The organism is Cellvibrio sp. (assembly GCF_039207905.1).
GTDB lineage: Bacteria > Pseudomonadota > Gammaproteobacteria > Pseudomonadales > Cellvibrionaceae > Cellvibrio.
This window is the reverse complement of sequence record NZ_JBCECX010000033.1, coordinates 1-26,621: the sequence shown is the minus strand read 5'-3', so window position 1 is coordinate 26,621 and position 26,621 is coordinate 1. Positions and strand designations below refer to the sequence as shown.

The 26,621-nt window shown below is 47.4% G+C and carries 22 protein-coding genes; 6 read left to right on the top strand and 16 right to left on the bottom strand.

From position 1 onward, the window contains the following. Window positions 1–251: 251 nt before the first annotated feature. Window positions 252–2,765, top strand: a complete 2,514-nt coding sequence (locus AAGC78_RS17120; RefSeq protein WP_435785319.1) for a hybrid sensor histidine kinase/response regulator — start codon at window positions 252–254, stop codon at window positions 2,763–2,765. 63 nt (window positions 2,766–2,828) lie between these two features. On the opposite strand, the gene AAGC78_RS17115 is transcribed toward AAGC78_RS17120, so the two are convergent. Beyond that, entirely contained in the window at window positions 2,829–3,791 is a 963-nt protein-coding gene (locus AAGC78_RS17115; protein ID WP_435785318.1) for a LysR family transcriptional regulator, read from the bottom strand. Between the two features lie 82 nt (window positions 3,792–3,873). On the opposite strand from AAGC78_RS17115, the gene AAGC78_RS17110 reads away from it, so the two are divergent. Both AAGC78_RS17110 and AAGC78_RS17105 read left to right on the top strand, forming a co-directional pair. Further along, window positions 3,874–5,055 carry an MFS transporter gene (locus tag AAGC78_RS17110; protein ID WP_435785317.1) on the top strand — a complete coding sequence of 394 codons (1,182 nt, stop codon included), beginning with the start codon at window positions 3,874–3,876 and terminating at the stop codon, window positions 5,053–5,055. A 200-nt stretch (window positions 5,056–5,255) separates the two neighbouring features. Next, window positions 5,256–6,332 (top strand): EndoU domain-containing protein, encoded by a 1,077-nt coding sequence (locus AAGC78_RS17105; protein ID WP_435785316.1) that lies wholly within the window; start codon window positions 5,256–5,258, stop codon window positions 6,330–6,332. A gap of 70 nt (window positions 6,333–6,402) precedes the next feature. On the opposite strand, the gene AAGC78_RS17100 is transcribed toward AAGC78_RS17105, so the two are convergent. Further along, on the bottom strand, window positions 6,403–6,906 hold the full coding sequence (locus AAGC78_RS17100) for a GNAT family N-acetyltransferase (protein WP_435785315.1): 504 nt from the start codon (window positions 6,904–6,906) through the stop codon (window positions 6,403–6,405). Between the two features lie 223 nt (window positions 6,907–7,129). On the opposite strand from AAGC78_RS17100, the gene AAGC78_RS17095 reads away from it, so the two are divergent. Then, entirely contained in the window at window positions 7,130–8,296 is a 1,167-nt protein-coding gene (locus tag AAGC78_RS17095) for a DUF3089 domain-containing protein (protein WP_435785314.1), read from the top strand. 152 nt (window positions 8,297–8,448) lie between these two features. Here the strand turns inward: AAGC78_RS17095 and AAGC78_RS17090 are convergent, their stop codons facing one another. From AAGC78_RS17090 to AAGC78_RS17065, 6 genes are all read right to left on the bottom strand, one after another. Next, window positions 8,449–8,844, bottom strand: coding sequence for a hypothetical protein (locus AAGC78_RS17090; RefSeq protein ID WP_435785313.1), 396 nt, complete (start codon window positions 8,842–8,844; stop codon window positions 8,449–8,451). A gap of 216 nt (window positions 8,845–9,060) precedes the next feature. Then, window positions 9,061–11,226: a TonB-dependent siderophore receptor gene (locus AAGC78_RS17085; protein WP_435785312.1), complete on the bottom strand. Its 2,166-nt coding sequence runs from the start codon at window positions 11,224–11,226 to the stop codon at window positions 9,061–9,063. Between the two features lie 259 nt (window positions 11,227–11,485). Then, complete coding sequence (locus tag AAGC78_RS17080; RefSeq protein WP_435785311.1) at window positions 11,486–11,938, bottom strand: hypothetical protein; 453 nt, start codon at window positions 11,936–11,938, stop codon at window positions 11,486–11,488. Window positions 11,939–12,109: 171 nt separating this feature from the next. After that, a complete protein-coding gene (locus AAGC78_RS17075) occupies window positions 12,110–12,544 on the bottom strand; it encodes a hypothetical protein (protein ID WP_435785310.1) in 435 nt (144 codons plus the stop codon). Window positions 12,545–12,760: 216 nt separating this feature from the next. Further along, complete coding sequence (locus tag AAGC78_RS17070) at window positions 12,761–13,168, bottom strand: hypothetical protein (RefSeq protein WP_435785309.1); 408 nt, start codon at window positions 13,166–13,168, stop codon at window positions 12,761–12,763. Between the two features lie 118 nt (window positions 13,169–13,286). Next, a complete protein-coding gene (locus AAGC78_RS17065) occupies window positions 13,287–14,498 on the bottom strand; it encodes an MFS transporter (RefSeq protein WP_435785308.1) in 1,212 nt (403 codons plus the stop codon). A gap of 110 nt (window positions 14,499–14,608) precedes the next feature. On the opposite strand from AAGC78_RS17065, the gene AAGC78_RS17060 reads away from it, so the two are divergent. Next, a complete protein-coding gene (locus AAGC78_RS17060; RefSeq protein WP_435785307.1) occupies window positions 14,609–15,547 on the top strand; it encodes an AraC family transcriptional regulator in 939 nt (312 codons plus the stop codon). A gap of 7 nt (window positions 15,548–15,554) precedes the next feature. On the opposite strand, the gene AAGC78_RS17055 is transcribed toward AAGC78_RS17060, so the two are convergent. The 7 genes from AAGC78_RS17055 to AAGC78_RS17025 form a co-directional block, all read right to left on the bottom strand. Next, window positions 15,555–16,433, bottom strand: a complete 879-nt coding sequence (locus AAGC78_RS17055; RefSeq protein WP_435785306.1) for a dienelactone hydrolase family protein — start codon at window positions 16,431–16,433, stop codon at window positions 15,555–15,557. A gap of 49 nt (window positions 16,434–16,482) precedes the next feature. Further along, window positions 16,483–17,142: a cytochrome b/b6 domain-containing protein gene (locus AAGC78_RS17050; protein ID WP_435785305.1), complete on the bottom strand. Its 660-nt coding sequence runs from the start codon at window positions 17,140–17,142 to the stop codon at window positions 16,483–16,485. 6 nt (window positions 17,143–17,148) lie between these two features. Beyond that, window positions 17,149–17,625: a c-type cytochrome gene (locus AAGC78_RS17045; protein ID WP_435785304.1), complete on the bottom strand. Its 477-nt coding sequence runs from the start codon at window positions 17,623–17,625 to the stop codon at window positions 17,149–17,151. After that, window positions 17,622–18,962 carry an ankyrin repeat domain-containing protein gene (locus AAGC78_RS17040; protein ID WP_435785303.1) on the bottom strand — a complete coding sequence of 447 codons (1,341 nt, stop codon included), beginning with the start codon at window positions 18,960–18,962 and terminating at the stop codon, window positions 17,622–17,624. Before AAGC78_RS17040 ends, AAGC78_RS17045 begins: the two co-directional genes overlap by 4 nt. A gap of 22 nt (window positions 18,963–18,984) precedes the next feature. Next, entirely contained in the window at window positions 18,985–20,340 is a 1,356-nt protein-coding gene (locus tag AAGC78_RS17035) for a DUF1552 domain-containing protein (protein WP_435785302.1), read from the bottom strand. Beyond that, entirely contained in the window at window positions 20,312–22,738 is a 2,427-nt protein-coding gene (locus AAGC78_RS17030) for a DUF1592 domain-containing protein (RefSeq protein WP_435785301.1), read from the bottom strand. The genes AAGC78_RS17035 and AAGC78_RS17030 overlap by 29 nt, the downstream gene beginning before the upstream one ends. Window positions 22,739–23,026: 288 nt before the next feature. Continuing rightward, window positions 23,027–25,024 (bottom strand): hybrid sensor histidine kinase/response regulator, encoded by a 1,998-nt coding sequence (locus AAGC78_RS17025; RefSeq protein ID WP_435785300.1) that lies wholly within the window; start codon window positions 25,022–25,024, stop codon window positions 23,027–23,029. 178 nt (window positions 25,025–25,202) lie between these two features. Here AAGC78_RS17025 and moeA point away from each other — a divergent pair, with 178 nt between their 5' ends. Next, the gene (gene moeA / locus AAGC78_RS17020; RefSeq protein WP_435785299.1) at window positions 25,203–26,441 is read left to right on the top strand and encodes a molybdopterin molybdotransferase MoeA; all 1,239 of its coding nucleotides are present in this window, start codon (window positions 25,203–25,205) and stop codon (window positions 26,439–26,441) included. An 84-nt stretch (window positions 26,442–26,525) separates the two neighbouring features. On the opposite strand, the gene AAGC78_RS17015 is transcribed toward moeA, so the two are convergent. Next, window positions 26,526–26,606 carry a DUF883 family protein gene (locus tag AAGC78_RS17015; RefSeq protein WP_435785341.1) on the bottom strand — a complete coding sequence of 27 codons (81 nt, stop codon included), beginning with the start codon at window positions 26,604–26,606 and terminating at the stop codon, window positions 26,526–26,528. Between the last annotated feature and the right edge of the window lie 15 nt (window positions 26,607–26,621).

Genomic DNA, 26,621 nt, shown 5'->3' with positions numbered 1-26,621 from the left:
TGCCTTTACATAGAAATCGCTCCGATAACTCTAACCCGATAACTCTAAAAAAGTCGCTAATGTTGGCAGCCGCACCGAGTTCACTATACTTACCGACTTAATATCCATCCATTTTAATTCGCACTTTTAAAATATCGGGATCATGATAGATGCAAAGTTGAAATCAGCCCGCAAGCCTACTTGCTGCAATCTTCATAACATATTTTATAAACGCAACATAAGAGTGCTAACACATTTAACGGATTTTGATCATGGCGATAGTTATTAACGCATCCTCTGCCCCATACCAAACTCCTGGCTTTCTTTCGGGTGGCGGCGTCATGGGTGAGCTGATGCGGAGTTATGACTGGGAGCGAACTTGCCTCGGCTCGCCGCAGAATTGGCCATCAACACTTAAAACCAGTTTGCGCTTATTACTCACAAGCAACCATCCGATGATTATCTGGTGGGGATCTGAACTTATCCAGTTTTATAATGATGCCTACCTTCAAACAATGGATGCCGGTGGACGGCACCCACGCGCCCTGGGTCAACCAGGCCGCGAGTGTTGGGAAGAAATTTGGACAATCATCGGCCCGCAGATCAATTATGTAATGTCCGGCCAGGGTGCCACCTGGCATGAAGAGCAATTACTTCAAGTTACCCGCCACACCGAATTACATGATGAATGGTGGACATACGGATTCAGTCCTATAGAGGACGATGCGGGTGTGCATGGCGTGTTAGTTGTTTGCAATAACGTTACAGAGCAACATCAAGCCCGCGAAAAACTTCAGCAACTTAATCGACAACTTGAGGAAGAAATAGAGCATCGCAAACAAGCCGAGGCCCGCTTGGCGCTACAGCATCAAGTGGAATTAAATCGCGAGCAAGAGCGCAGCCACAACATATTAAGAACGCTTAAAGATGGCTTTATGCTCATGGATTCCCATTTTCGGGTCCTTCAAATTAACGCAGCTGGCCTGATGATGAGTGCCATGTCGGAAGCGGATGTTGTTGGCCGCCTCCACTGGGATGTATGGCAAGGTTCTGAAAAGTTGGATGTTGGCGATACTTATCGATATGTCATGCGTGAACGCCAAGCTTCCACCCTTAAGGGGTGTTATGAACTCGCCGATAAAAAAGTATGGCTCGATATTTACGTTTATCCGTATGGGGATGGAATCGCTGTTCTCTTTCGCGATATCACTCATCAAGTAAATACCGAACAGAATTTGGCAGAGGTCAGTTTCGAGTCAGAACAGCGAAAGCGTTTTTATGAAACCTTCCTGTCACACACACCTGATTTGGCTTATGTATTTGATCGCAATCATAAGTTCATTTATGCCAACGCCGTACTCCTTAAAATGTGGGGAAAAACCTGGGAGGAAGCAATTGGAAAAAATTGCCTTGAATTAGGTTATGAACCTTGGCATGCAGAGATGCATGATCGTGAGATCGAGCAGGTTATTGCGACCAAGCAAGCAGTGAGGGGGGATGTACCTTTCAATGGAACATTTGGTCGTCGTATTTATGATTATATTTTTGTGCCTGTGCTTGGCCCTGATGGCGAAGTAGAAGTTATCGCCGGTACCACACGTGATGTTACCGAACGCAAAGAACATGAAGAAAGGCTCCAGCAACTCGCCGATGATCTTGCTGAAACCAATCGACGCAAAACCGAGTTTTTAGCTACTCTGGCCCACGAGTTACGCAATCCCTTAGCTCCAATTAGAACAGGGCTGGAACTCATGCGCATATCGCAACCTAATGCTGCCTCGCACAGCAAAGCATTGGAGATGATGGGCAGGCAACTTAATCAGTTAGTGCGATTAATTGATGACCTGCTTGAAATTGCACGCATCAATAGTGGAAAGATAGAACTCAAAAACCAAAGGGTTGATTTCACATCGATTGCGACCACAGCAGTTGAAGCCGTACTCGGGCAAATAGAGTCAGCAGGACATAAATTGGAAATCCAGATTTGTGATGACACTATCTGGCTAGACGTTGATCCTGATCGTATCGCACAGATATTAAGTAACCTGTTAACCAATGCCATTAAATACACACCAGCACGTGGCCACATAATTTTAAAAGCCCAGCTTGAAGGTGATTTTGCTACTATCTCGGTAATCGATAATGGTGTTGGAATTCCACAGGATGCTTTGAATCAGGTTTTCGATATGTTCAGCCAGGTTTCACAAACCAAGAATCATTCACAAGGCGGACTCGGAATTGGCCTGTCACTAGTACGTAGTCTGGTACAAATGCATGGGGGAACGGTAATAGCTCAAAGTGATGGTGAAGGCAAAGGAAGCACATTCACCTTAAAATTACCTTTAGCGAAAAGTTTGACACCCGCTACTACAGCCATACCTTCGCAAATACCTGGCGAAGGTTTTTCACAAAACGCCCTACAGATTTTGCTGGCAGATGATAATCAAGATGCTGCAAATACATTGTCGAGCCTTTTATCGCTTTTGGGACATTCTGTAGCAATTGCCTACGACGGCAATAAAGCACTCAACATTGCAACACTGAATTATTTTGATTTGATTATTTTAGATCTCGGAATGCCAGGCTTAAACGGATACGAAGTCGCTGCGGAAATCAGAAAAATCCCTCGTCTGAAAAAAACCATGCTAGCTGCATTAACCGGCTGGGGAAGTGAGAATCATCGCGACAAAACCAAGGAAGCAGGATTCGACGTACATTTGACCAAACCTGCTACCATCATTGAAATTAATCAATTGCTATCAGCTGTAACTACCAATAGCAGTTAAATAGTGCTACGGAAGATCCTGCTTCAGCGAATAACAACACGAGAACCATAGGCAAGATTATTTTCAAGAACTCAAACGCTCAGCAATAAAATCAATAAATACCCGCGTGCGAGTTGGCATATTACTGCCGCCAATAAATACCGCGTGGATTTGATCTACATCACCGGGATTAAATTCTTCCAAAATGGGAATCAGACGTCCGGCCTTAATATCTCCTTCCACACCAAATACTCCGAGACGGGCGATACCCACACCAAGCAATGCAAGTTGACCGAGTGTTTCTCCACTGTTTGCTTCTATCCCGCCTTTAATTTCCAACCAGGTATATTGGCCATTAACACGAAAAGGCCATCGGGTTTCCGAGCGACGAAAATTAAAGTTGAGACAGTTGTGTGCAAGTAAATCGGCAGGTGTTTGCGGTGTTCCGTAGCGGGCAAGATAATCGGGAGAGGCCACAATAACGCGGCGGTTTTCGCTCAACTTGCGGGCAGTTAATGCACTATCAGCGAGAGGACCAAACCTGATCGCAACATCGGCTTGACCAGCGGCAATATCGACCAACGCATCGGTCAACGATATGTCGATTAAAATCTCGGGATACAGTGCTGCGAATTCCTTAAGCAACGGAACCACGAACAACCGGCCATGTGAAAGTGAAGCGCTTATTCTTAGTCGGCCACGTGGCGCACCTTGATTGGCAACCTGAAGCTCTGCGTCATCCAGCTCCAACAAAATGCTGCGAGCAGCCTGAAAATAGGTCCGCCCTTCTGCAGTCATCGACAGGGCACGAGTCGAGCGAAGCAAAAGCCTGACGCCGAGCCTGCCTTCAATTCGGTCAATAGTGCGACTCACGGCAGACGCACTCAATTCCAAAATTCGGCCAGCGGCGGAAAAACTCCCGCACTCAACCACGACCGCGAATATTGCCAATTCGCGAGCACGATCTACACCGGCAATGGCCTTTGCGTCACGCGCAAAGCTGCTCAGTTTTTCAGATGGATTATCAAGCATTACGTATTCTGCCACTATGCCCCCCTATCATCAACGCAAAGATGCAGCCAACCGATACTGGCGCTGGCATCCTGTTTCACCCGGAAAGGGGTTAATTATGAAATTGAATCCAGGGCTGTTTGCCCTCTCTATCGGCGCCTTTGGAATCGGCGTAACCGAGTTTGCGCCAATGGGATTATTACCGGTCATCGCCGCAGATCTCGGTGTCTCCATTCCCACCGCCGGATTATTGGTCAGCACTTACGCGTTGGGCGTTTTAATCGGCGCACCACTCATGATTTTAACCACCGGGAAATTGTCGAGACGAACCTTATTGATTCTATTGGCGGGCATATTTACGTTGGGAAATTTTCTGTCAGCAGTTGCCAGCAACTATGAAACATTGCTCGCCGCAAGGATCATAACCTCGCTGAATCACGGCGCATTCTTTGGCGTAGGATCAGTGGTAGCTGCAGGCCTGGTATCACCCGAGCGCCGCGCTGGCGCAGTAGCAGCAATGTTCATGGGTTTGACCATCGCCAATATTATCGGCGTTCCAATTGCCACTTGGGTCGGCGAACAATTCGATTGGCGCTCAGCATTCTGGGGGATCACTCTGCTAGGGGTGTTGGTGATGATCACACTACGCTTTACTCTTCCTGCTTTGCCCGCAACAAAAAGTGTAAATGCAAAAATGGAATTGCGCGTTCTTTCTCGCAGTTCTGTGTTGTACGCACTGCTACTGACTGTAATTGGATCAAGCGCGATGTTTACCGTCTTCACTTACATCTCGCCAATTTTGCGCGAGGCCACTCACGCATCACTAGGCTTTGTAACGGCGATGCTTGTCACCTACGGCGTTGGATTAAGTATTGGTAACTGGTTGGGTGGAAAATTTGCAGATCGTTCAGTTGATCTAACGCTTATCGTTTCACTGGGATCATTAACCCTGATACTGATCGCTTTTGCATTCATGATGCCCTCTTCTGTCGCCATCGCCATTTTGATTTTCTTATGGGGCATTGCAAGCTTCGCGTTAGTTCCGCCATTGCAGGTTCGTGTTATGAGTGTTGCGGCCGATGCACCAAATCTCGCATCGGCAGTCAACATAGGTGCATTTAATCTTGGCAATGCTTTTGGAGCAGCACTTGGCGGAGGAGTAATTGCATTGGGGCTTGGATATCCAACTGTTGCTTTAGCTGGCGCTGCTACATCTGCTATTGGATTAATTTTGGTACTCATTGCCATTCGCCCGAGCAAAGAAAAAACATCACTTCAGTTGTGCGATTCTACTGAATAGGTTTGTTCTCTAAAACAGAGTAAAAGGCGGCTAATTGCCGCCTTTTTACTTACGGATTATCACCTCTGCTCCATTCTGCATTACATCCTGCCCATACTTAAACATGTAAAAATAAAGTAGCGTTTTTATTATTTCCACCCTAAATGCTCATGAGCTATCATTCCCCTCGCCGCTAAAAACCAGCTATGAGATGCAATTACATGATCATGCGTTTATTCAGAAGAGTACTGATATTGAGCTTACCGATATCAGCAACCATCAATGCACAATCCATATTTGTAGATCCGGCAGACTTTACGATAAACAAATCCTGCAGCGCCTACGATTCCATCAAAAAGGAAAACAACCCTACTCCTTTGCAGATTGGAAAATCCTATATATCCATCGGTGAAAATAAAGCGGACGGTGCAACCCACGCCTTTATTAAAATTGATGGCAAGAAGAAGTGGGTAAAGCTGGAATGTGGCTCTTATGTAAATGGCAAACCGGGTTTTGGCAACTCGAATCAAACCAATAGCGGTAATAAGACGAGCGACAGGAATAACGCGACCTGCTTAAAATTTTTTGACAATGAATCCAATCCGATTAAAACAAGAACGGGCTTTAAAGATATTACTCCTCCGGCACCAAAGCTTACTAAGTTTGACAAAGATGTATTACAGTTTTGCGGCTCCCCCGGAAAAGTTACGACTGCTGAGGGCTTTAAATCCCTTATGAAGTCGAATCCCGACGTGCTGAAAAGTCTATTCGATTTTACCAGTGGGAAAATATTTCAAGACAAGAACACCAACACCGACGACTACTTAAATGACCTCACCAAAGTTTGGTATTCACTTCACGGGTTCGATCATATTTTTTGCGGAGAAAAAGACGGTCGCAGCATAGGTGGCCTGCATTTTCATGGTCGCTACCAGCAGCTGGAGAGCACCAACCAATTATGCAGAATGAATAACAGCAGCAGTAACGAAGTGATAGACGGTAGCGTTTATTCAATGGGCGTAGAAATGAAGCTCGCCAATAACGAAACCATAAGACACTCGATAAAAGGATACGGCTTAACACTTAACGCGAGCGATATTTTACTGAGCGCAACCAAAGCATTCACTGAAAACCAAACCAGCAGCAATAAAAGCGAAGCTTGCATTCTAAAATTGTATGACAGCAAAACCGCATACGACATGGTTTTTGTACGCCGCAGCAATGGCATCAGAACCTATTACCCCGATGCCACTCCCGGAAAAGATAATCCGTGCAAAAAGGCAATATCTTTAAAGTAATTAATCGTGAAAATATAGAAGTGTGCATGGAAATCATGCCCAAAAATAAAAAATTAACTCGCCTTATGACTCAATCATTAATAATGAATTCATGAAGCGTGGCAATTTCTGGAGGAAGATTTTCACGCACAGAATTAAAGGGTAAACGGGCAAAGGTATTGCGCCAGAAGTTTAGCGCGTTAGTGTCTTCCCTAAAAACGCAGATCAACCAGGGATGATCCGAATTTAAAATTGTGGTGCGAATTAGCTGGGTAGCAATTCCAAGACCGCGATATTTAGGAAGGATATAAATATCAGCAAATTCCCGAATTGACTTACCACCAATGTACTCATCCGCAACAATAAGAAAACCGACAAGTTGGTTTTGATACTTAATTATATATCCCCAATCAAACGTATCTGCAGTACCCACACGCGCTAAAAAATCAGCGAGTGAGCCATACCGACCATAAGTATCCACATCCTCTTTTGACCAAAATGAAGATTCAAATTCGTAGAATTGCCACAGGTTATCGATGATCGATTTATTGGCTGCATCAACCGGTTCAAGATTAATTTCAACTTCGAAAATCACGTCAACACTCCTTGCGTTAGCTGCGATCTGTTTATTTTATTCAGGTTTTATAAGTTTGGGACGCCCATCGTTATTTAGCATTGAGCCAGAGCCATAAAAAAACCCTTTCTTTTAACCCCTAATAGTCAGTCAAAAGCATACTATAACAACACTCACAGAGAAGGACTTGAAATGTATATGAGTGCCTATATATGAGCAAACATATATTTATTTAGGGATTAGTATGAAGCTGTTTAAAAAAATAATTTTTATCGTGATGGCTTTTATCATATCAATCGCCGCTATTTGTGGGGTTTTAAAAGCGATAGGTAAAGACCAAAAATTTTTAATTACCGCCGTCGGTTACTATTTTCAGCCAAGTGAAGACTTTGACCCAAACACAATGGCGAAAAAAACGGATTACTCAGCTGACAGTAATTGGTTAACCCTGCCTGCGCGAGTAGATGAAGCTGATTTAACGCCCTTAGGAATAGCATCATCCATTAATGATGGTAGCGCTCCTGCGGATGTTTTTTATATTCATGGAACGGGTTATACAAAGCAAACATCCTGGACTTATTCAATCTCTCCGGGTACAGCAACTGGAGACAACGCAAAATTTTCCCTTGCAAACGAAGCCAGCATTTTTAATGGGTGCTGCAATATTTATGCACCTCATTATCGCGAAGCATCCATATTTGCCTACATTGGGTTATCGAAGAAAAAGCAGGATATTATTCTGGATGCGATATATGAAGATATTGCCGATGCCTTTGATTACTTTGTTAAACATCACAATCAAAATCGCCCAATTGTGATTGCCAGCCATAGCCAGGGAACCCATCTTGCTATGCGTTTGCTGCGGGATATTGATAAAGATCCAGTCTTGGCAAGCCGCGTTGTTACAGCTTATTTAATTGGCAGCGGCCCCGTATCTTTGGATAAAGACTACATCAACTCACTCACACATTTTACAATTTGCACATCACCCAGCACGATTAACTGCCTCGTACATTGGGACACATATGGGGAAAATGGCAGCGCCAAAATATTTGCAAGCCCTGAAAAATCAATCTGCATCAATCCCCTGAGCTGGCAGGAAGACGAGCAGCGATCTCCCGCCACCCAACACTTGGGAGCGGCATCAATATCGGGAACCTACACATTAAAAATGGACGGCGAAGATAAATCAGAAAACGTTATATTTCATCGCCAACCCCAATTAGCAACTCAATATACTTGGGCACAATGTCGTGATGGTTTTTTATATGTTGAGGATCAATCAGGCACAGATTATGAAAAACTCGGAAAACTTCCAGACAAATCTTATCACGGAATAGACTTTCCGCTGTTCTACGGGAATATTCGGGAAAATATTCAGAACAGAATTAGCCAATATTTGGAACTGTAGATGTCACCAAAGGCTCTAGCTTTACTCAATTAAGAACCTAGCTGTGATAAAAAATAAGACGTGGCCTTTTGAGCCACCTCTTTTCTATTTTAATAACGAATCGAAAACGTTATAAATTATGTTTTTCAGAATTACCATCCAAAAAAACATATTTACGGAGCACCCATCGTCAACACAGTAAAAAACGGGGCAAATGGTGGCCGGGGATATTTATTGCCTACCAGCTCTTTTCTAAAGCAGCGCGTTTTTCTATTGTCATTTTCCGCAATTAGCTCCTGAATTATCCCTTTCTCATTTTGAATAAGAATGAAGCGCTCCTTGGCATCAGTAGCAAAATAGCATCTCGCCTCAAAGGGATTACTGTTAGTATTTTTGAACCTCAACCATTCGCCAACAAAGCTTATGTACTTTTCATCATCCTTATGCTGAACCCATTGCTGGTCGTATAGCCCTTTAGCTTGACTAAATGACATTGAATTTTGTACAGGGCTTTGATTTGCACATGAAAATAGCAGGGGTAGGAACAGCAGTATTGATATCTTTTTCATTTCTTCTCCATGATAGTTTTTTATCCGATCGTGATTTTTATCAGCTTTAGATAAAAATCAAAAGACTCTTTTTAAAAATCGACTCCCTTTACTGCCACATCAACACCTAATTTTCAAATATAAAAAATAAACCAGTATCTTTTTATCAACGAGCCACGCCCTGCCTCACAACGCACCATTGTTTAACTGATTTCAGCATCCTTGCTGAAGAGTTAATTAGAAATTCACGTTGATCGATCCCATAATCATACGCGGCGTGCCTAATGCAATGCGATCAAAGCTACCGTAGGTAGATGGATAGTAGCGTTTATCGGTGGCATTGCTGACATTGAGCTGGGCTTTAACCGGATATTTCGATATCTGGAAATCATATCCCACCATCGCATTTACCAAGGTATACGCATCCAGCATATAAGGATAAAGCGCAGGATTGGTTTGACGCTGCATAGCAAGACGCTCGCCGCGATACACAACACCGCCACCTAAACTCCAGCCACTTTCACCGAAGCGATAACTATTCCACAAGCTGCCGCCATGACGAGGAATACTGTGTATTGGTTGCCCCTGGAAGCGATCTGATTTGGTGTAACGCACATCGGTATACGCGTAAGAAGCGATCACACTCCAGTTATCAGTAATCTGCCCGGTGACATCCAATTCACCGCCTTTTGACGTAGCCTCTCCAGCAAGAATAGTTCTTTTGGGATCATTCGGATCAGCCATGGTGAGATTATCTTTAATCAATTCGAACGCCGCCAAGGTAATACCGAGGCTTGGAGTGATTTCAATTTTGGTGCCGATTTCATATTGGTTTGATGTTTGCGGATCAAATTTTTCGCCATTGGCAGAAATATTTGATGCACCAAAACCTTCAACGTAACTCGCGTAAATAGATGCATCCGGTGTGAGTTTATAAAGTACACCGCCGCGCCAGGTAGTCGCTTTATCATCGGAACCCATTTGGGTTGCATCATAAAGATAATCATATTTTGCTGAATCATGACGCACACCAACGAGCACATGTAAACGCTCATCGAGCATTGTCATTTGATCTTGCAAATAAAACCCGGCGTTTTTGTTGGTGTACCAGTAAGGCACGCTGACATAATCTTTATCGTAAGGCGCATCGTCGTGATTAGGATTGTAGATATTGCCCGGCAGCGCAGTTCCATCGCCAGCCCAACCACCGGAATCATTATCTTCATCAAAATAATCAACACCAGCAAGTAAAGTGTGCTTGATAAATCCCGTCGCAAATTTCCCAGTGAGATCAATATTGGTTGAGGCTATTTCAGCTTGCTCATCATCCCAGCCCCAATAATCGCGCGAATAATTTCCGCTTGCATCTGCGCGATACAACCACGTCCCTTCTGCTTTACTGCTGCGATCTACATAAGTGATGCGCTGTTGTAATTGCCAATTTTCATCGAATGCGTGCGTCCAGGTGAGAAATACACTGAGACTGTCGTCTTCATAGTAGTCATCTTTATCGTGGAGATTAGTGCTGATTGGTAAATCTTTTATTGGGCCATTTGAATTGCCGATAGTGCCGTACGTCAACGCCCATGAACGGTCATTGGTTTGGTATTCCAAGCCTGTGCGCACGCTGGTTTTCTCGCTCGCCTGCCATTCAATTTGCGGCGCGATAAAAGTGCGCTTATTGTGCGTGTCATCCTTAAATCCATCTGCATCCTCAACAGCCACATTCACGCGATACAGCAATGTGTTATCGCTGGTCGCACTACCGTTAGTGTCGATAGTTGTGCGGAAATAATTATCGCTGCCGACTTGCTGCTGCACTTTTGTGAATTCTTCTGCTTGCGGTCTTTTGCTAACGCGATTGATCATTCCGCCAGGTTCGATTCGGCCGTACATAATCGCCGCAGGTCCTTTAAGCACTTCAATTCGCTCAAGGCCGGCAGTCTCTTTCGGCGCACGGGAAAAATCTTTCACGCCATCCCAATAACTGGAGGCAGTGCTGACCGTAAAACCGCGAATATTAAACATATCCGATGTACCACCGTCCGGTCCCTGACGAGTGTAAACACCACTGACGTTCGCGGTGGCATCAGCCAACGTAAGCACTTGCTGGTCATCCATTACTTCACGACTGATCACCTGTACCGAGACGGGCGTGTCCTTCAGTGGAGTATCGGTTTTGGTTCCGGTCGCGCTTTTTTTAGCATGATAACCAACCACCGGACCGCCTGCGACTTCAGCATCCGCATCTACTTTTACCGTTTTTAAAACATTCGTCTTTTTGGGCTGGGTACTTTCAGCCTTCTTCCCTGAATCCGCAGGCTCTTCCTGAGCAAGAACTGTTGAACAATAGGGCAGCAGGAACGCCGCCAACAAAATGGGGAGTTTTTGGTGTGTTTTCATAGGATTTGCCGTGAGATTAAGTGTGCTTGAGACTAACCGCGCCACTTTAACAAGAACTATTCTCACTTGAAAGTTGTTTTTATATAGAAACAGAAGCCTCAAGATGGGAGGCAGCAATACCGAAGGGGATTGAAAGTGTAAAACTGGATGATGAACTAGTCAGCGATGAGATTTCATTCTCGGGTTGGTGATAAATATCACCACTATTAGACCCTACCCATCGATGATAGAGAATTCGTTTTTATTTAATAGATTCACATCAATTATGAATAGGCTGGGTAGTCACTTGCGCATTACGCGCCAAACGAGCAGCGATAAAAACACAAATGCATACCACAATAAAATGTGAGAAAAGTAGAATGGAACTATTTTTAGAAAAGTGCTGATGATACAAAGGATTAAATAACCAGGAATATGAAATCAGTGTTTCAGTTGCGACAAAACCTATCGCCGTATACAGCCAGATTAACGAAGAAAATCTTAAAAGAAGATAAGTTGCAAGCGCGGCCAATATGCCAATTCCTAGCAACTGAACCACAAATAAGTCCCAAACGAAAAGCACAGAAAAAACTACTGAGTTCTCAGTGGCCCAATTAGCAATCGCGGAAGGAAGAGTGATCGCCGAGGTGAATCCAATTGAATAAACTGCGATATTAAAAATTATGGCTCCCAAGATAGAACCAACAACCAGACTTTTTAATTGTATGTTCATGGCACGCTCCTTTTTTTGCCGACTCAATATCAAACCACACCCCAGACGTTGCTCTGATGAAATTAAGCAACCCATTAAATCTCAGAAGCATAGGCCATATTTACGGAGATTAAAATAAAGGCGATTGTTGGTCGCCTTTATTTTTTCTTAAATCGCGTAACGTTGAACTGCTTACCCGATAAGCACCACCGCCTGTGATCCAATCTTTAACGCGCGACCATTATGTTCCCACGCATAATCCTGCGCCTCTTCGAAAGTTGAGAACCAGAGGTTGGGATATCCGGCGGCGCGGGAAAGTTGGTCGAAGTGCGACACTTGTTCCGCATTCATATCATCCAGCGCGTGACGATAATCTTCCCAGCAGTCGAACCCTGCCTCAATCGCCAGCATGCGCAATACATGTTTACGCTGGACGATATCGCGTCGCCGTTGTAATTCAGGCAACGAAATTTCAGTCAAGGTTTTTGTAGCGAGAAGACGACGCAGCACGGGCAAGGATATCGCCAGAGCATCGGCATTAACGGCACGGTGAAGATTGCGGGCAATGCGCAGAACAATCTCTGCTGCAGATTCAGTTTTTTGCGGTGTTTGTAATTGAGAGTGCATACCAGCTCCAATAATGTTTTGGCCTGCTCGCTCTGGCCAAGGAGGGTATGCAAGCAAATTGCTTGCGATTACTTCAGGTACATAGGTTTTCGCGAGGCGGGCGTCCTGGAAGCCCTGCGCGTATTTTACGCAAATGCATATATGATGATCAAGTAGTTCAAACGCCTCCTACGGTGGATTAGATAGGCCATGCCGTAACTCTATGTTTGTCTGACCCTAGGCTCGACCATTAACCCTTAATTCAGAAAACTTGTTTCTCTTGATATTAAATTTCACACCAAAAAAGCAACTGCCGCCATCATAGATAGTAATAAAATCGTTAGTTAACTGGTCGAGGGTAAAATCAGGTAGCCTGCCGATATCATCTATTCCAGCCTTACTCGATACGCACAATGCATTAATGTAAATTTCATGTTTATTTATCTGCTTATACTGAAATTTATAACTTTCTTGCGGTTTAAATTCCTCCTTTGTTTTGGCATTCAAAAATTCCCACAGTTTGACCTCAAGTGCTGCAGTATCAATTTCGGCTTCAGGTTTTTCAGAGCCAACAAGATACCAATCACCAGCAAAGCTGAATGGTGAAAGCAATATCGTAAAACACATCAAAATACATTTTCTCATTACTAACCACCTTCATCCCTTCCAGTTTGGTAAGTTGGCTGGGATCATCACATTTATCACGTCCAATAGCCAGAAGGTTTAATACCGGCTCACTGATCCATATGAGCCGCAAAATAAATTAACTTTTTGCGCGCGGCCCGAAGAAAATGACCAGCAAAGTTCCCAGGCTAATCGCAAACATTGCGAATACCGGGCCACCTAATGCGCCGATATAATCCACTAACAATCCGCCACCTATAGCGCCGCTGGCGATCGCAATTTGAAAAGCGGCAACCAGTAACCCGCCCGCTCCTTCTGCCTGGTCTGGCGCAGCGCGAATAATCCAGGTTTGAAAACCAATCGGAAAGGCGCCGAATGCGAATCCCCACAACGCAATTGCAACGGCAGCAACACCGGCAATATTGCCTGCAATTACCAAGGTAATCGCCATCGCAATAACCAGCAGGCCACCAAAAATAATTGCATGTCGTTCACTGCGCTCAGCGATAAAACCACCGGCGAAATTACCAAAGAATCCACCAATGCCATACGCCAGCAAAATTGCAGAGAGCGCACTCACCGACACTTGGGTTACATCTTCAAGCAGCGGACGAATGTAAGTGAAGCCAGCGAAATGCCCGGAGATCACCAATATCACTGCCACTAATGCGACGCGCACATTTGTGCGACCCAATAATTGGAACAGGATGCGCAAGCTCGGATTATCTTTTGGTGGCAGCGCAGGAATAGCAAAAAATTGCGTGGCGATTGTCACCAGACTCAAGCAACCGGCAGCGATAAACGCGCTCCGCCAACCCCACAATTCACCCATGTAAGCCCCCAAAGGCGCGGCGCAAACAGTGGCAATGGATACACCGGTGAGGATGACCGACATAGCGCGCGCAAATAAATGATCGGGCACCAAGCGCATCGCCAGCGCCGCCGACATCGACCAGAATCCACCAAGGGCAACGCCCAATAACACGCGGGCGATCAGCAGTACAACAAAATTGTTCGCGGTCGCGGCCAACACGTTGGAGAACAGCAGTAACAGCGAAAGGGAAAGCAGCACAACCCTGCGATCCAGATTGCGTGTGAGCACGGGAATCGTAGGTGCGGCTATGGCGCCGACCAAAGCTGTCGCAGTGACCGCCTGACCGGCGGCGCCGACGGAAATATTGAGATCGCTCGCCATAGCGGTGAGCAGACTGGCCGGCAAAAACTCGGCGGTGACCAAACCGAAAACGCCCAGCGCCAGGCTGGTAATACCAGCCCAATTAGCGCGATTGGTGTCAGGGGTATCTATAGCAAGAGGAATGGACGGGCAGCTGGGGCAAGTAGTGTCGTTCATGGAGAGCCTGAAGTCAGTGAATCGTAGCCGCAGTGTAGGGTTATGATTTTGGCTTTTCTATGATATAAAATCCGAATTACATGATCGTTTATCCAAACAGGCTTGGCATTATGCGCGATACCCTGACTGAAATTCTGCTCGGACTGCGCCTTGATGGTGTGGAGTATGGCCGCTGTTTGTTGCAGGCACCTTGGGCAGTAGCCTTTCCGGTGCAACGTGAAGCGCGCTTTCACTTTGTCGCACAGGGTGGCTGCTGGCTGCGTACCCGCACAACCGATTGGGTAAAACTGAATCCCGGCGATGCAGTGCTTTTTCCGCGCGGTGAGTTCCATATTCTCGCGAGTTCACCGGACGTGCCAGTGGTAGATATAGATACGCTTACGCGTAAACCTGTGTCGGATAATATCTATCTGGTGAATGGTGAATTGCGCGCAACTGACCCCGAACCCGATGTGCTCTTCAGCGGTGCCATGCGTTTTAACCTCGACCCGCTGCATCCACTTATCGCCATGATGCCCGACATGATGCGCACCAGCGACCTCGCTACGCGCGATCCGTCCGTGCCGGTTTTATTGGAAGCGATGGAGCGCGAGATTGCGCTGGATCGTATCGGCGCCTGCGGCATTTTGGCACGCCTCGCCGATGTGTTAGCAGCCAGTATTATTCGCGCCTGGGTCGAGTGTGCCTGCGGTGATTCAAGCGGTTGGATTGCTGCGGTACGCTGCCCGCAAATCGGCAAAGTATTGGCGGCGATCCATATGCAACCGGAGCTGGATTGGTCAGTCGCAACCTTGGCTAATTTGATGGGCGCATCGCGTTCCAGCTTTACCGACAAATTTACCCGCACACTTGGAGAGTCGCCCGCCAAATATGTCGCGCGCGTAAAAATGTTTCAGGCTCGCCACTGGATAGCACGCGATGGTATGCGCATCGCAGTAGCAGCCAATCGCCTTGGCTATGATTCGGAAGCCTCATTCAGCCGCGCGTTCAAACGCATCATCGGCCATCCGCCCAGTGAAGTGCGCGAAATGTTATCGCGTAATTTTTAAAACCTGATTATGCCAACGCGGTTTCAAACAAGGTTAACAAACGATTCCATGCGCGCTCTGCCAACGCCGAGTTGTAAACGCGCGAGTCCAGCGGGCACCAGCCGTGCAGTGCGCCTTCGTACACTTCTACTTCTGCTTTTATCTTTGCGTCTGCAAAACTTTTCCGTAACACATTTTTTGCTTCCAGATCGCGCTCGTCATCGTTCAGGGCGATAGCAATCAGGAATTGTGCTTTTGTTTTCGGGATTAATAAATGCGGGCTGTCGGGAGTGGTATTCACCAAGCCACCACCGTGGAAGCTGGCTACAGCGCCGATGCGTTTCGGGATTGCAGCAGCGGTGCGAAATGCAATTGCGCCACTCATGCAGTAACCCATGACGCCGACTTTTTTGCGTGTATTTACGGCAGATTGTTTATCGAGAAACGCAACGAATGCGTTGGCATCGGTGACGTGGGTTGTCGGGCTTAATGTTTTTGCCAGGGTAGTCACTGCTGTGCGTGTTACTTCATCCTCATAAGATGCACCTTCGCCTACGACAGGGGCTTTTTGGTTTCGATAAAACGGATTCACCACCAACACTGCATAACCGCACTGCGCCAAGCGTTTACCCATTAATTCAAATGCGGGGCGCAAGCCGAGAATATCGGGCCATAAAATCACCGCAGGATGTTTACCGTTGGTAGGATGAACAAAATAACAATCTGCATCGCCATCAGGTGTTTTTACTGATACGTAAGATTCGCTCACGCCAAATGCATTTGCATTGACGGGTAAATACATCGCTAAGCTAACGCCAACCATGCCCGCCACAAATTGTCGGCGATTGAGTTGTCCGCTTGCCTGTGCGTAGCGCTCGTTATCTTCTGCAGTCAGTTCATCACACATGATGCGATCCTTATTCGTTGGGTGTTTTTTAAAAATGTAACGCTGTGAATTACATAATCGACCAGACTATCGCAACTGAAATTGCTATGCCGATGATCAGGTGAACAAGGCTGCCAGATTTAATCGGTGCAGCAATTGCCGCTTTGCCGTGCAACATAGCAGCGGTTAAATTTTGGCGACGCCACAGGAGATAATAAATTACTGCAACAATATGCAATGCAATAAAACCTAACAGCACATTAAACGTGATCTCATGCCAGCCCGTTACCATGCGGCTGGTTTTAAAACTGAGGTAATCCGCAAAAGGTCCACCATCAAAACCATCGACATCAATTGCAAACAGACCAAATACGATTTGCAGTAATAATAAAAATAAAAGTGCCAAGGCGCTGTAGCCGCCGATGGGATTGTGACCTGCCGATAAAGGCACATTGCGCTGAGCCAGATTTTTTACATAGCGCCAGGCAGCAGGAGGGGATTGTAAAAAGTGGCTGAAGCGCGCGCTACTGCTACCAAAAAAGCCCCAGTAGATACGGAATATCACTATCGCCAGCAATGCGTAAGCGCAGTAGCTGTGATAGACAATTTCATGATTTTCTGCCGTCCACCAACAGGCGATGACCAACAACACAATTGACCAGTGACAAATGCGCACTGGCCAATCCCATAACAACTTTTTGGTAACAACTTCAGTAGCAGGCGCATTCATGAGCGATTAATCCACACGGAAGCTGTCGTGGCAGGAAGAGCAGTTATCGCGAATAACGCCAAGCTTTTTTTGCAACGCAGATTTATCGGCGCTTTTTGCGAGAAGAACTAATTCTCTGCTAGCGACAATTAATTCTTTGCTGATTGCATCGAATTTTTCTTTGTTCTCCCAAATGTAATCGCGCGCGTCGGTTTTTACACCGGATGCTGGGCCGCTACCCGCAGGAAACCATGCAGGGACTTTATCGGCCAGCTGCGCTAATTGCTCAGCGGCAGCGGTGACAGCAGCGGTATCGGTCTTGTCACTTTTCAGTTGGTCGCGCAGGGTTTTCATTGCAGAACCCATATCTTTAAAACCTTGCTGGCGCGCGTCCACAATATCTTGCTGGGCGTAGGCAGGCATTTGTAAAAATACCAGGGCACTTAGTGCGGCGATTTTTAAGAGCGATGATTTTGCTGCGGCTTTACACGGTGTAATTCTCATAATTTTACCTTTGGTGATAAATGAAAGGCCTTGGCAAATTCTGCCTTGGCTTTAAAGTCTTCACGCTTGGCGATATCCAGCGGCGTTGTTCCGCTGCTGTCAGCAAGGTTGATATTGGCTCCTTGCTTGGATAACACGTCGAACATTGCTGCAATTTGTTCAATCGTGAGCGGCATATAAAAACTGTAACCCAGCAGCACATGCAGTGCTGTCCTACCATTTTTATTGGCGATGTTGATATCAGGCGCGAGCGACAGTGCCAGCGATAATGTTTCGGCATTACTACTCACTGCCGCCAACACCACACTGGTGCCATCCTCTGCCTTGAACTTCACATCTGCACCGGCTGCAACCAGTGCACGCATAATATCGGTAGCGCCAAGCTCCGCCGCCAATAATAAAGGCGTTTTGGCATAACTAACATAAGGTCGGCTGGTGAAATTTACTTCATAACGCCAAACTACCGCGGATTTTCCCGTTAACGCATTCGGATTTGCGCCCTGTGCCAGCAGCGTTTCCACCAAGGGCAATTGTTTACTGCGCACAGCAGCATGCAGCAACTGGTTGCCGTTGCGATCGTAGCTGGTGAGATCAACGCCGCGCTTTATAAGTTCCCGCGCAAAGGCAAATTGCTGCTGATAGATCGCCATTTGCACAAGACTGGTTCCATCGGGCGCGACATAATGTTCATCAGCGCCCGCGTTGAGCAGCGCTAAAGGTGCTTGTGGATTGCCACTGGTCAGCGCAAAAAATAATGGAGTAAAACCTTTGGGTGTAACGCGATTAATATCAGCGCCTTTATCAAACAACAATTGCATGCTATCCAACTGGCCTTTAGCCGCTGCCCACATCAACGGCGTCTGGCCGGTTTCATCCGCAGCATCCACTTTTGCCCCGAGTTCAAGCAAACGTTTTACGATGGCTGCGCTGGAATAGCCGGCACACAATGCAAGCGGAGAAATACCGGTGTTGGTGGTGCGATTAACGTCTGCTTTGGCATCCAGCAGTGCAGCGACAATTGTCGGTTCGCCGCGCTGGCAAGCAACCGTTAGTGGAGTGAAATGTTGTGGCAGTTTGCCATTCACATCCGGCTTTGCGCCTTTATCCAACAGCAATTTTACCAGCGCAGGATTTTGACTCTCTGCCGCCCAAGCCAAAGGTAGCGAACCATCCGGGCGCTGCGAATTTAATGTCGCTCCCGCTTTTAACGCCTGAGTTACTTTTGCGCTATCGCCTGCATGAATCGCACGCATCAGTGCGTCGTCAGCCGAATCTGCTTGCACCTGAATCGATACCAGCGCAAGCGCAGTGGTCAGGACAGAAATTAATTTCACCATAACATCCAACTCATTTTATCGATCAGGCGTAGAGGGCTTTTAATGGCCCGGTGCTATCACCAAAACTTTCTGCTGCTACACCCATTTCATGCATCAACGACAACATTAAATTTGCCATAGGCGTGTGTTTGGGTTCGATGATGTGGCGGTTACCGCGTAAGCCACCGCCGGCAACTAACGCAGGTAAATTCATATTGTCGTGGTCATTGGGTTCACCCAAACTTGCGCCGCCCATTACCAAAGTAGAATCGAGCAAACTGCGCTCGCCATCGGCAGTTGCACTTAATCGATCAAGTAAATAACCGAATTGCGCCATGTGGTGTTGATTAATTTTTACCAGCTTTTCGATTTTCACTTCATCGCCACCGTGATGGCTAAGCGAATGATGCGCATCGGGCACACCAATTTCGGTATAGGCGCGATTACTCAGTTCACGCCCAAGCATAAAAGTACTTACGCGAGTCATATCACTTTGTAGTGCGAGCACTTGCAAGTCGATCATGATGCGCACGTGCTCTTCAAATGATTGCGGGATTCCCGCAGGCAAAACTAACTGGCTGGTATCCACTTCGTTTGTTTGTTGATTGGCTTTTTGAATGCGCAATTCAACAGTGCGAATGGAATCTAGATATTCCTCTAATTTACGGCGATCATTCATGCCTAAACGCGGAGATAAACGCGATGCATCTTCCATTACAAAATCGAGAATACTGGCTTTGGTGGCGAGCTGCGCTTTGCGACTTTTTTCATCAAGCCCGCGCGTATCGCCAAACAAACGTTCAAATACATCACCCGGTTTTACTGCCACCGGCAAAGGTGCGGTAGGGCTACGCCAGGAAAGTGTATTGGTATAAGTGCAGCTGTAACCAACATCGCAACTGCCGAGCAAACTGGGTGGTTCAATACCCAGCTCAAGCGACGCTAATTGTGTGTGCTGCCCAACGTGATTGGCGATGACTTGATCCATCGAAATGCCGCACAAAATATCTGCGCCCTCAGTGCGTTTTGGATGCGCACCGGTGAGATAAGCACCACAACTACGACCGTGACTGCCGGGGCCATCACCCAATGCATTTGCGTTGTAGTGCGCGAGGCCGGAGATGACCGCGAATTTATCGCGATGGCGCGCAATGGGTTCCAAAATTGGCGTCAGCTCATAATTGCTGCCTGCAATTGCAGGTGTAAATTTCGGCATGCGCAATCCGTTGGGCATATAAAACACGCTCAATTTTTTCGGGCGCGACTCCATTGCAGTGTTTGCGAGTGCTGATGGAATTAAGGATTCCATCAGCGGCAAACTGATTGCAGCACCGAGTCCGCGCAATAAAGTGCGGCGGGAGACTTGCATCTTACTTAAGGGCAGCGGTGGTTTTTTCATGTTGTGGCACCATTCTGTAGTTGAAAGGTTCGCTGGTTAAAATCCCCAAAATAATCTCGTGCATGGGGTAATTGTTTGCTTTCGCAGCGCGAATAATCTGACGCACTTTCGGTTGATCATTTGCTTCCAATCCGCGCCCTAATGCGTAAATCATCAAGCGCTCGGTAAATGCTCCGGCAAATTGGTCGCGGCTTTCCATCAGCACATCTTGCAAGCCATACAGGCCTTCAAATTTGCGTCCGTTCGGCATTGCGGTAGTCACATCGATGGGGCGGCCAGCATCAAGTGCGCGTATACGGCCAATTGCATCGTATTTTTCCAGCGATAAACCAATCGGGTCCATTCGCACATGGCATGAATGACAAGCGGGATCTTTACTGTGTTGCGCTAATTGTTCGCGCGCGTTCAGCGCCTTACCACTTGATGATTCCGCTTTTAATGCAGGCACATCCGGCGGTGCTGGTGGTGGAGGCGCAGCGAGTAAATTGGCGAGCACCCATTGACCACGACGCACAACGGACGTGTGGTTTGCGTAAGAAGTAACGGTGAGAATACTGGCTTGGCCTAGCAGGCCGCCGCGCATCGAGTCAGGCGCAAGCGCAACACGGCGCAACTCTGGACCTGTGACGCCGGTGATACCGTAATGCTCAGCAAGACGTTCGTTCAGGAAGGTGTAATCACTCTTAATAAAATCGAGGATGCTCGCGTTGTTGCGCACAATCGATGAAAAAAACATTTCACTTTCGCGTTTCATTGCATCGCGCAGCGGCACATCAAACTCAGGGAATTCTTTTACGTCCGGACGATGAAATTCCAAGTTGCGCAAGTACAGCCATTGCCCGGCAAAATTTTGTTCGAGCGCTAGCGCACGGTCATCTGCCAGCATGCGCGCTACTTGCTGCTTCAAAATATCCGGCTTGCGCAATTTTCCGGCTTCTGCCAATTGCAACAATTCTTCATCCGGTAAGCTGCTCCACAAAAATAAGGCGAGACGTGAGGCGTACTCCAAATCGCTAATGCGATGCACAGTGCCGGGTGCTGCATCTTGTGGGTCGCCTTCGTACAAAAATAAAAAACTTGGCGATACTAAAATGGCTTGCACTGCTGCAGAGATACCTTGCTCAAAACCACCTGATTCCTGCGCATGGCCGTACACTTTCATCAAGCGGGAAATGTCGCTGTCGTTGATCGGGCGACGATAAGCTTGACGAGCGAGTTCGCCGATAATTTTTTCGGCGCAGTATTTTTCATTGAATGGCCAAAAGCTGGGCGTACAACTGAAGATTTTTTTGCGGCTTGCGGTATCGCCTGGGCCTGTAACCGCATAAGGGCCAGCGACATTAATTTCCAATACATCGCGCGGGAAATTTTGCTGTGCATAACGTTGCGACATGAAATAAGACGGCACTTGGGTATTACCCACGCGCGCGCCATCCACCACAAAATCTAACGTCAATGAGGTTGGTGGTGCTGTGGGCAGCGGAACTTCTTCAGTAGTGTTGCGCAGGATTTGTACGCGCTCATCCAGCGCGAGATCTTTGCGGAACGTTAAACCAATCGCGTGAGAGCCAGCAGTAAGTGGCACACGCAGGCTCACACGATTTTCTTCAAGTCGATCTACTTCGTTGTTGGTGTTGGAGTTGAGATAACCGCTGATCTCGTATTCGCCATCGTGCGGAGCGTAGTAATTAAATGCGCCGCCGCCGCGTGAATCCAGCGGCAAATTATTGCTCATGCGTTCATCGTAAGAAGGAACGCCCTGATTGAGAATGGAGCCATCTTTGGGCAGCGGATAAGTGGTGGTGTAAGGTTGATCAGAACCCAAACCCACAGCGAGACGACTGACTTTTCCGGCGACCGCGAGGTAGCGATCCATCAATACCGGCGAAACAGAAAGCACATCGGCGATATTATCGAAACCGTAACCCGAATCGTCAGCAGGTAATGCCTCGCTCAGATCGACATTCATATCTAACAAATCGCGCACCGCATTGCTGTACTCATTGCGATTCAAGCGGCGCAAGGTCGCGCGACCGGGATTGGGATTTGCAATGGCGTATTGATCGAGCGAACCCTGCAGCCAATCAATAAAACCGGTTAGCTCTTCATGCTTGGGTTGTGGCCTGCTTGCTGGCGGCATTTCACCGCGCTGAGTCACACGCAATACACTTTCCCAATCCGTTAAATTCAAACCCTTGGCAACATCATCCATGCTGACATCAGACAGCGTCCAATTACCTGCCATACGTTCGTCGTTGTGGCAGCGGGAGCAATGTTTTTCGAGAAAGGCCTCGGCATCGCTGATACTGGGCGGCGCATCCGCCAGGGATTGACCACTCAAGGCCGTAAAGAGGCAAAGCGCAGTAGTGCGTAATGCGTGAATTCGGATGGACATCATATTGTTTTAGCTACACGGGTTAGGCGAAACGATTCGATTATTAGCATCGCCCTACGCAAACTGGAGCGACAACTACGCTGCCAGATGAATAGCAAAACCCAGTCCAATTACATGACCATATGGTCAGTTATTATTGTTAAGTTTTATTTATCGTTTATAAATCAATAACCTGAAAGCACAAATTTACTGCCTTGTTAAACAGTTTTAGTTATCAAGCAGAAAGTAAATGCACAGCCTGGGTGCACAAAACAAGGAGGTGACCCACGGGTGGGCGCGAGGTAAAAAGCACTAGTTTTTATTGAGTAGATGTTTAACGGTGGACTCAAGTGCGTCGAGCGAAACCGGCTTGGTAAGATGACCGCTAAAACCGGATGCGAGCGCCTGACGAATATCTTCTGCTTGCCCATAACCGGACACAGCGACAATCACCAGCTCAGGATAAGTCGCACGTATTTGCTGCGCGACCTTGTAACCATCGATATCGGGCAAGCCGATATCCAATAGCACTGCATCAAATTTTTCCGCATCTACCTGCAGCAATGCATCTGCGCCACGATATACCACCCTCGCCTCGTGGCCGACCGTTTGCAAAAGCATGGAAAGTGAATTGGCAGCATCTTCGTTGTCATCAACCAACAAAAATTTCATTGCCGGTAGCGCTGCGTTGGCCTGCTCGGTGGTTGTGGCTTGCCTGGTTCCGGCGAGAGGTAAACGGATCGAAAAAGTGGCTCCCAAACCTAGCCCCTTACTCTGCGCACCGACGGTTCCGCCGTGCATTTTAACGATGGTGTTAACCACCGACAGGCCGATCCCCAAACCACCACGGCTGCGATCAATGGATTTATCTACCTGGATAAACAAATCAAAAATTTTCTCCAGCATATTGGCTTCGATCCCGATACCGGAATCAGCCACGTCGATAACCGCTGTGTTTTCATCGCGATGCAAACGAATACTAATGTTGCCGCCATCCTCAGTGTATTTGGTAGCATTGATCAGGATGTTCACCACGCTTTGCACCAGACGCGCGTAATCGCCATTGACCTGCAGCTGCGCATCGGCGCAATCGTAGGTAAGGCGCAGCCGCTTTTCCAACATCACCATGCTGGTCGATTCAACGGCAAAACGGATCACTTTATCGAGCACTACCGGGCTGATTTGTAATTCCATACGCCCTTGCGATATACGCGAGACTTCGAGCAGGTCGTCGATCAAACGGGTCAATTGAATGACTTGCCGTTGGATTAATTCACCCAGCGAATGCGCGGTGGTGCCGTAAACACTGGTCTGGGTTAGCAGCTCGCTGGCATTGCTAATGGGTGCTAAAGGATTGCGCAACTCATGGGCAAGCATTGCAAGGAATTCATCTTTGCGCCGATCCTGCTCTTCAAGTGATTGTTGCGAGAGTATGCGTGCAGTTACGTCATAACCGTTGGCGAAAATACCGGTGATCTGGTTGTCGCGGTTGCGAATGGGCTGCAACACAAAGTCGAGAAAAACATCGCGCTCGACGCCGTTTTCATCGCGAAAGGTAACTGGCGTTGCCGTGCCGATATGGGATTCACCACTGGCATAAATGTAATCCAACAAATCACCAAAACCCTGCTCAAACACTTCCGGCACCACTTGTTCCAGACTTTTTCCAACCACATCGGTACGCCCCACCAATTCGTAATAGCGGGTATTGGCGTATTCATAAATGTGGTCGGGGCCGGTATAGATACACATGAAGGAAGGGGCATTGATAAACAGATCTTGCCAGCGCGCCTCCACTTCTTTTTGGCGTTTCTGCTCCAACACATGATGGGTTGTTTCGGTGACTATCACCAGCACACCACCAACCTGATGTGGTGCCTGCTCGTCATAAATAGGATCGTAAGAGTAGGTCCAATAACCGTACTTCACTTCACCATCTTTAGTCACTGGCACCAAACAATCCTCGCGCCAGACACTGCCCTCACCACTCATAACCTGCTGGATTTGCGGGCCGATCGTCGGCCAGATTTCATTCCAACAAATCTCACCTTCCTGACCTAGTGCACTCGGGTGTCGCTCGTCACCAATGTAAGCTCGATAACGATCGTTATAAAACTGGATCAGACCTTCGCCCCACCAAATAAACATCGGGTGGCCGGAAGACAACATTAGCCGCACTGCCGTTTTCAAACTCTGCGGCCAGGTAGATGGATTTCCCAAGGGGGAGTTATCCCAATCGAACTCACGAATACGCTGCCCCATCTCGCCGCCATCGGCCAAAAATGCGGGGGTATGCAGGTGTTGATTCATATGCCAGCCCTGGAGGAAATACGAAAGCTGGCGCTACTAAAAACCAGCTCACTAATGTGCGTAAGAGTAGCTTATTCAGTAAAACTTTATAATGACGGCGAGTACTTTTACTCTTAATGTCTCGCGGGCATTACAATGCTGACACCTTTAAAAATCACCCTACCAATAGAGAAAGACTGTGGATCACTGCGCTCAACCCGGCCTGCTGCCAATCGAGGAAGCTCTCGTCCGTATTTGCAATCAATTAAATCCTGTTCAGGAAAGCGAAACTGTGCCGCTGCATGCAGCACTCGATCGCGTACTCGCTGCAGCGATTGCAGCGCCGATTAATGTACCCGGCGGTGATAATTCGGCAATGGATGGTTATGCGGTGCGCGTACTGGATTGTACGGGTGAAATTAAAGTTATCGGTCAATCACTTGCCGGTCATCCATTTACGGGCGAGATAAATGCAGGGCAAGCCGTGCGCATTATGACCGGTGCATTAATTCCCGCCGGGGCCGATGCGGTGGTAATGCAAGAAAATGTGCAGCGCGATGGCGATTCAATCACAGTTAATCACGCACCGGAGTTAAGCGAAAATATTCGTCGCGCTGGTGAAGATATTGCGTCAGGTAGCCAAGTGTTTGCGGCGGGTCATCGCGTAACAGCATTGGATATTGGTTTGCTCGCCTCACTTGGGCTTGCACAAATTACTGTTGTGCGCCGCTTGCGCGTAGCGTTGCTCACAACTGGCGATGAATTATTAGCGCCCGGTACAGCACCCGAAGCGGGAAAAATTTACGATAGCAACCGCCCCTTGTTAGGCGCACTTTTAACGCGACTCGCAGTTGATGTATTGGATTTAGGTGTAATTGCCGATCAGCCTGATGCGTTGCGCGCTGCATTTAATAAAGCAACGCAGTGGGCAGATGTAGTCATCTCCACCGGCGGTGTTTCAGTGGGTGATGCAGATTACACCAAAGAGGTATTAGCAGAATTAGGGGCGATTGATTTCTGGAAAATTGCGATGAAACCCGGAAAGCCATTTGCATTTGGCAAACTCGGAGCAGGATGGTTTTTTGGTTTGCCGGGTAATCCGGTTTCCGCTGCAGTCACTTACCATCAACTGGTTGTACCGGGGCTGTGCTATCTTGCGGGCGAAACATTTGTTGATGCCGCCACCAGCGCGAACAATACCCTCACCGCAATAACCGGCCATGCAATAAAAAAACAACCGGGACGCACCGATTTTCAGCGCGCCATCTTCACAAATGAGAATGGTATTAATGTGGTTACCAGCGCGGGATTACAAAGCTCGGGAGTGCTGAGTGCGATGGCGAAAGCGAATTGCTATATCCGCCTTGAAGCAGAACGTGGCGCAGTGGCAAAAGGGGAAACGGTTACTGTGATTCCATTCGATAGGTTTATTCGCTAAACATTTACTAGCCACCATTTTACCAGCCGCCACTTTACCGGCAACCAAGAGGCGGCCGGTAAAAAGGATATCAAATCGTTAAACTTAACGACGTGACAGCAAGTAGCCAACCAGGAAACCAACACCGGCGCTAGCGCCGATTGCAGGCCATGGTTGCTCATGCACATAATTGTTTGCGCT

What these genes read in the sequence shown, in the direction of transcription:
- AAGC78_RS17120 (WP_435785319.1), top strand. Translation starts at nt 252, where the DNA reads ATGGCGATAGTTATTAACGCATCCTCTGCCCCATACCAAACTCCTGGC.
- AAGC78_RS17110 (WP_435785317.1), top strand. Translation starts at nt 3,874, where the DNA reads ATGAAATTGAATCCAGGGCTGTTTGCCCTCTCTATCGGCGCCTTTGGA.
- AAGC78_RS17105 (WP_435785316.1), top strand. Translation starts at nt 5,256, where the DNA reads ATGATCATGCGTTTATTCAGAAGAGTACTGATATTGAGCTTACCGATA.
- AAGC78_RS17095 (WP_435785314.1), top strand. Translation starts at nt 7,130, where the DNA reads ATGAAGCTGTTTAAAAAAATAATTTTTATCGTGATGGCTTTTATCATA.
- AAGC78_RS17090 (WP_435785313.1), bottom strand. Translation starts at nt 8,844, where the DNA reads ATGAAAAAGATATCAATACTGCTGTTCCTACCCCTGCTATTTTCATGT.
- AAGC78_RS17085 (WP_435785312.1), bottom strand. Translation starts at nt 11,226, where the DNA reads ATGAAAACACACCAAAAACTCCCCATTTTGTTGGCGGCGTTCCTGCTG.
- AAGC78_RS17080 (WP_435785311.1), bottom strand. Translation starts at nt 11,938, where the DNA reads ATGAACATACAATTAAAAAGTCTGGTTGTTGGTTCTATCTTGGGAGCC.
- AAGC78_RS17075 (WP_435785310.1), bottom strand. Translation starts at nt 12,544, where the DNA reads ATGCACTCTCAATTACAAACACCGCAAAAAACTGAATCTGCAGCAGAG.
- AAGC78_RS17070 (WP_435785309.1), bottom strand. Translation starts at nt 13,168, where the DNA reads ATGAGAAAATGTATTTTGATGTGTTTTACGATATTGCTTTCACCATTC.
- AAGC78_RS17065 (WP_435785308.1), bottom strand. Translation starts at nt 14,498, where the DNA reads ATGAACGACACTACTTGCCCCAGCTGCCCGTCCATTCCTCTTGCTATA.
- AAGC78_RS17060 (WP_435785307.1), top strand. Translation starts at nt 14,609, where the DNA reads ATGCGCGATACCCTGACTGAAATTCTGCTCGGACTGCGCCTTGATGGT.
- AAGC78_RS17055 (WP_435785306.1), bottom strand. Translation starts at nt 16,433, where the DNA reads ATGTGTGATGAACTGACTGCAGAAGATAACGAGCGCTACGCACAGGCA.
- AAGC78_RS17050 (WP_435785305.1), bottom strand. Translation starts at nt 17,142, where the DNA reads ATGAATGCGCCTGCTACTGAAGTTGTTACCAAAAAGTTGTTATGGGAT.
- AAGC78_RS17045 (WP_435785304.1), bottom strand. Translation starts at nt 17,625, where the DNA reads ATGAGAATTACACCGTGTAAAGCCGCAGCAAAATCATCGCTCTTAAAA.
- AAGC78_RS17040 (WP_435785303.1), bottom strand. Translation starts at nt 18,962, where the DNA reads ATGGTGAAATTAATTTCTGTCCTGACCACTGCGCTTGCGCTGGTATCG.
- AAGC78_RS17035 (WP_435785302.1), bottom strand. Translation starts at nt 20,340, where the DNA reads ATGAAAAAACCACCGCTGCCCTTAAGTAAGATGCAAGTCTCCCGCCGC.
- AAGC78_RS17030 (WP_435785301.1), bottom strand. Translation starts at nt 22,738, where the DNA reads ATGATGTCCATCCGAATTCACGCATTACGCACTACTGCGCTTTGCCTC.
- AAGC78_RS17025 (WP_435785300.1), bottom strand. Translation starts at nt 25,024, where the DNA reads ATGAATCAACACCTGCATACCCCCGCATTTTTGGCCGATGGCGGCGAG.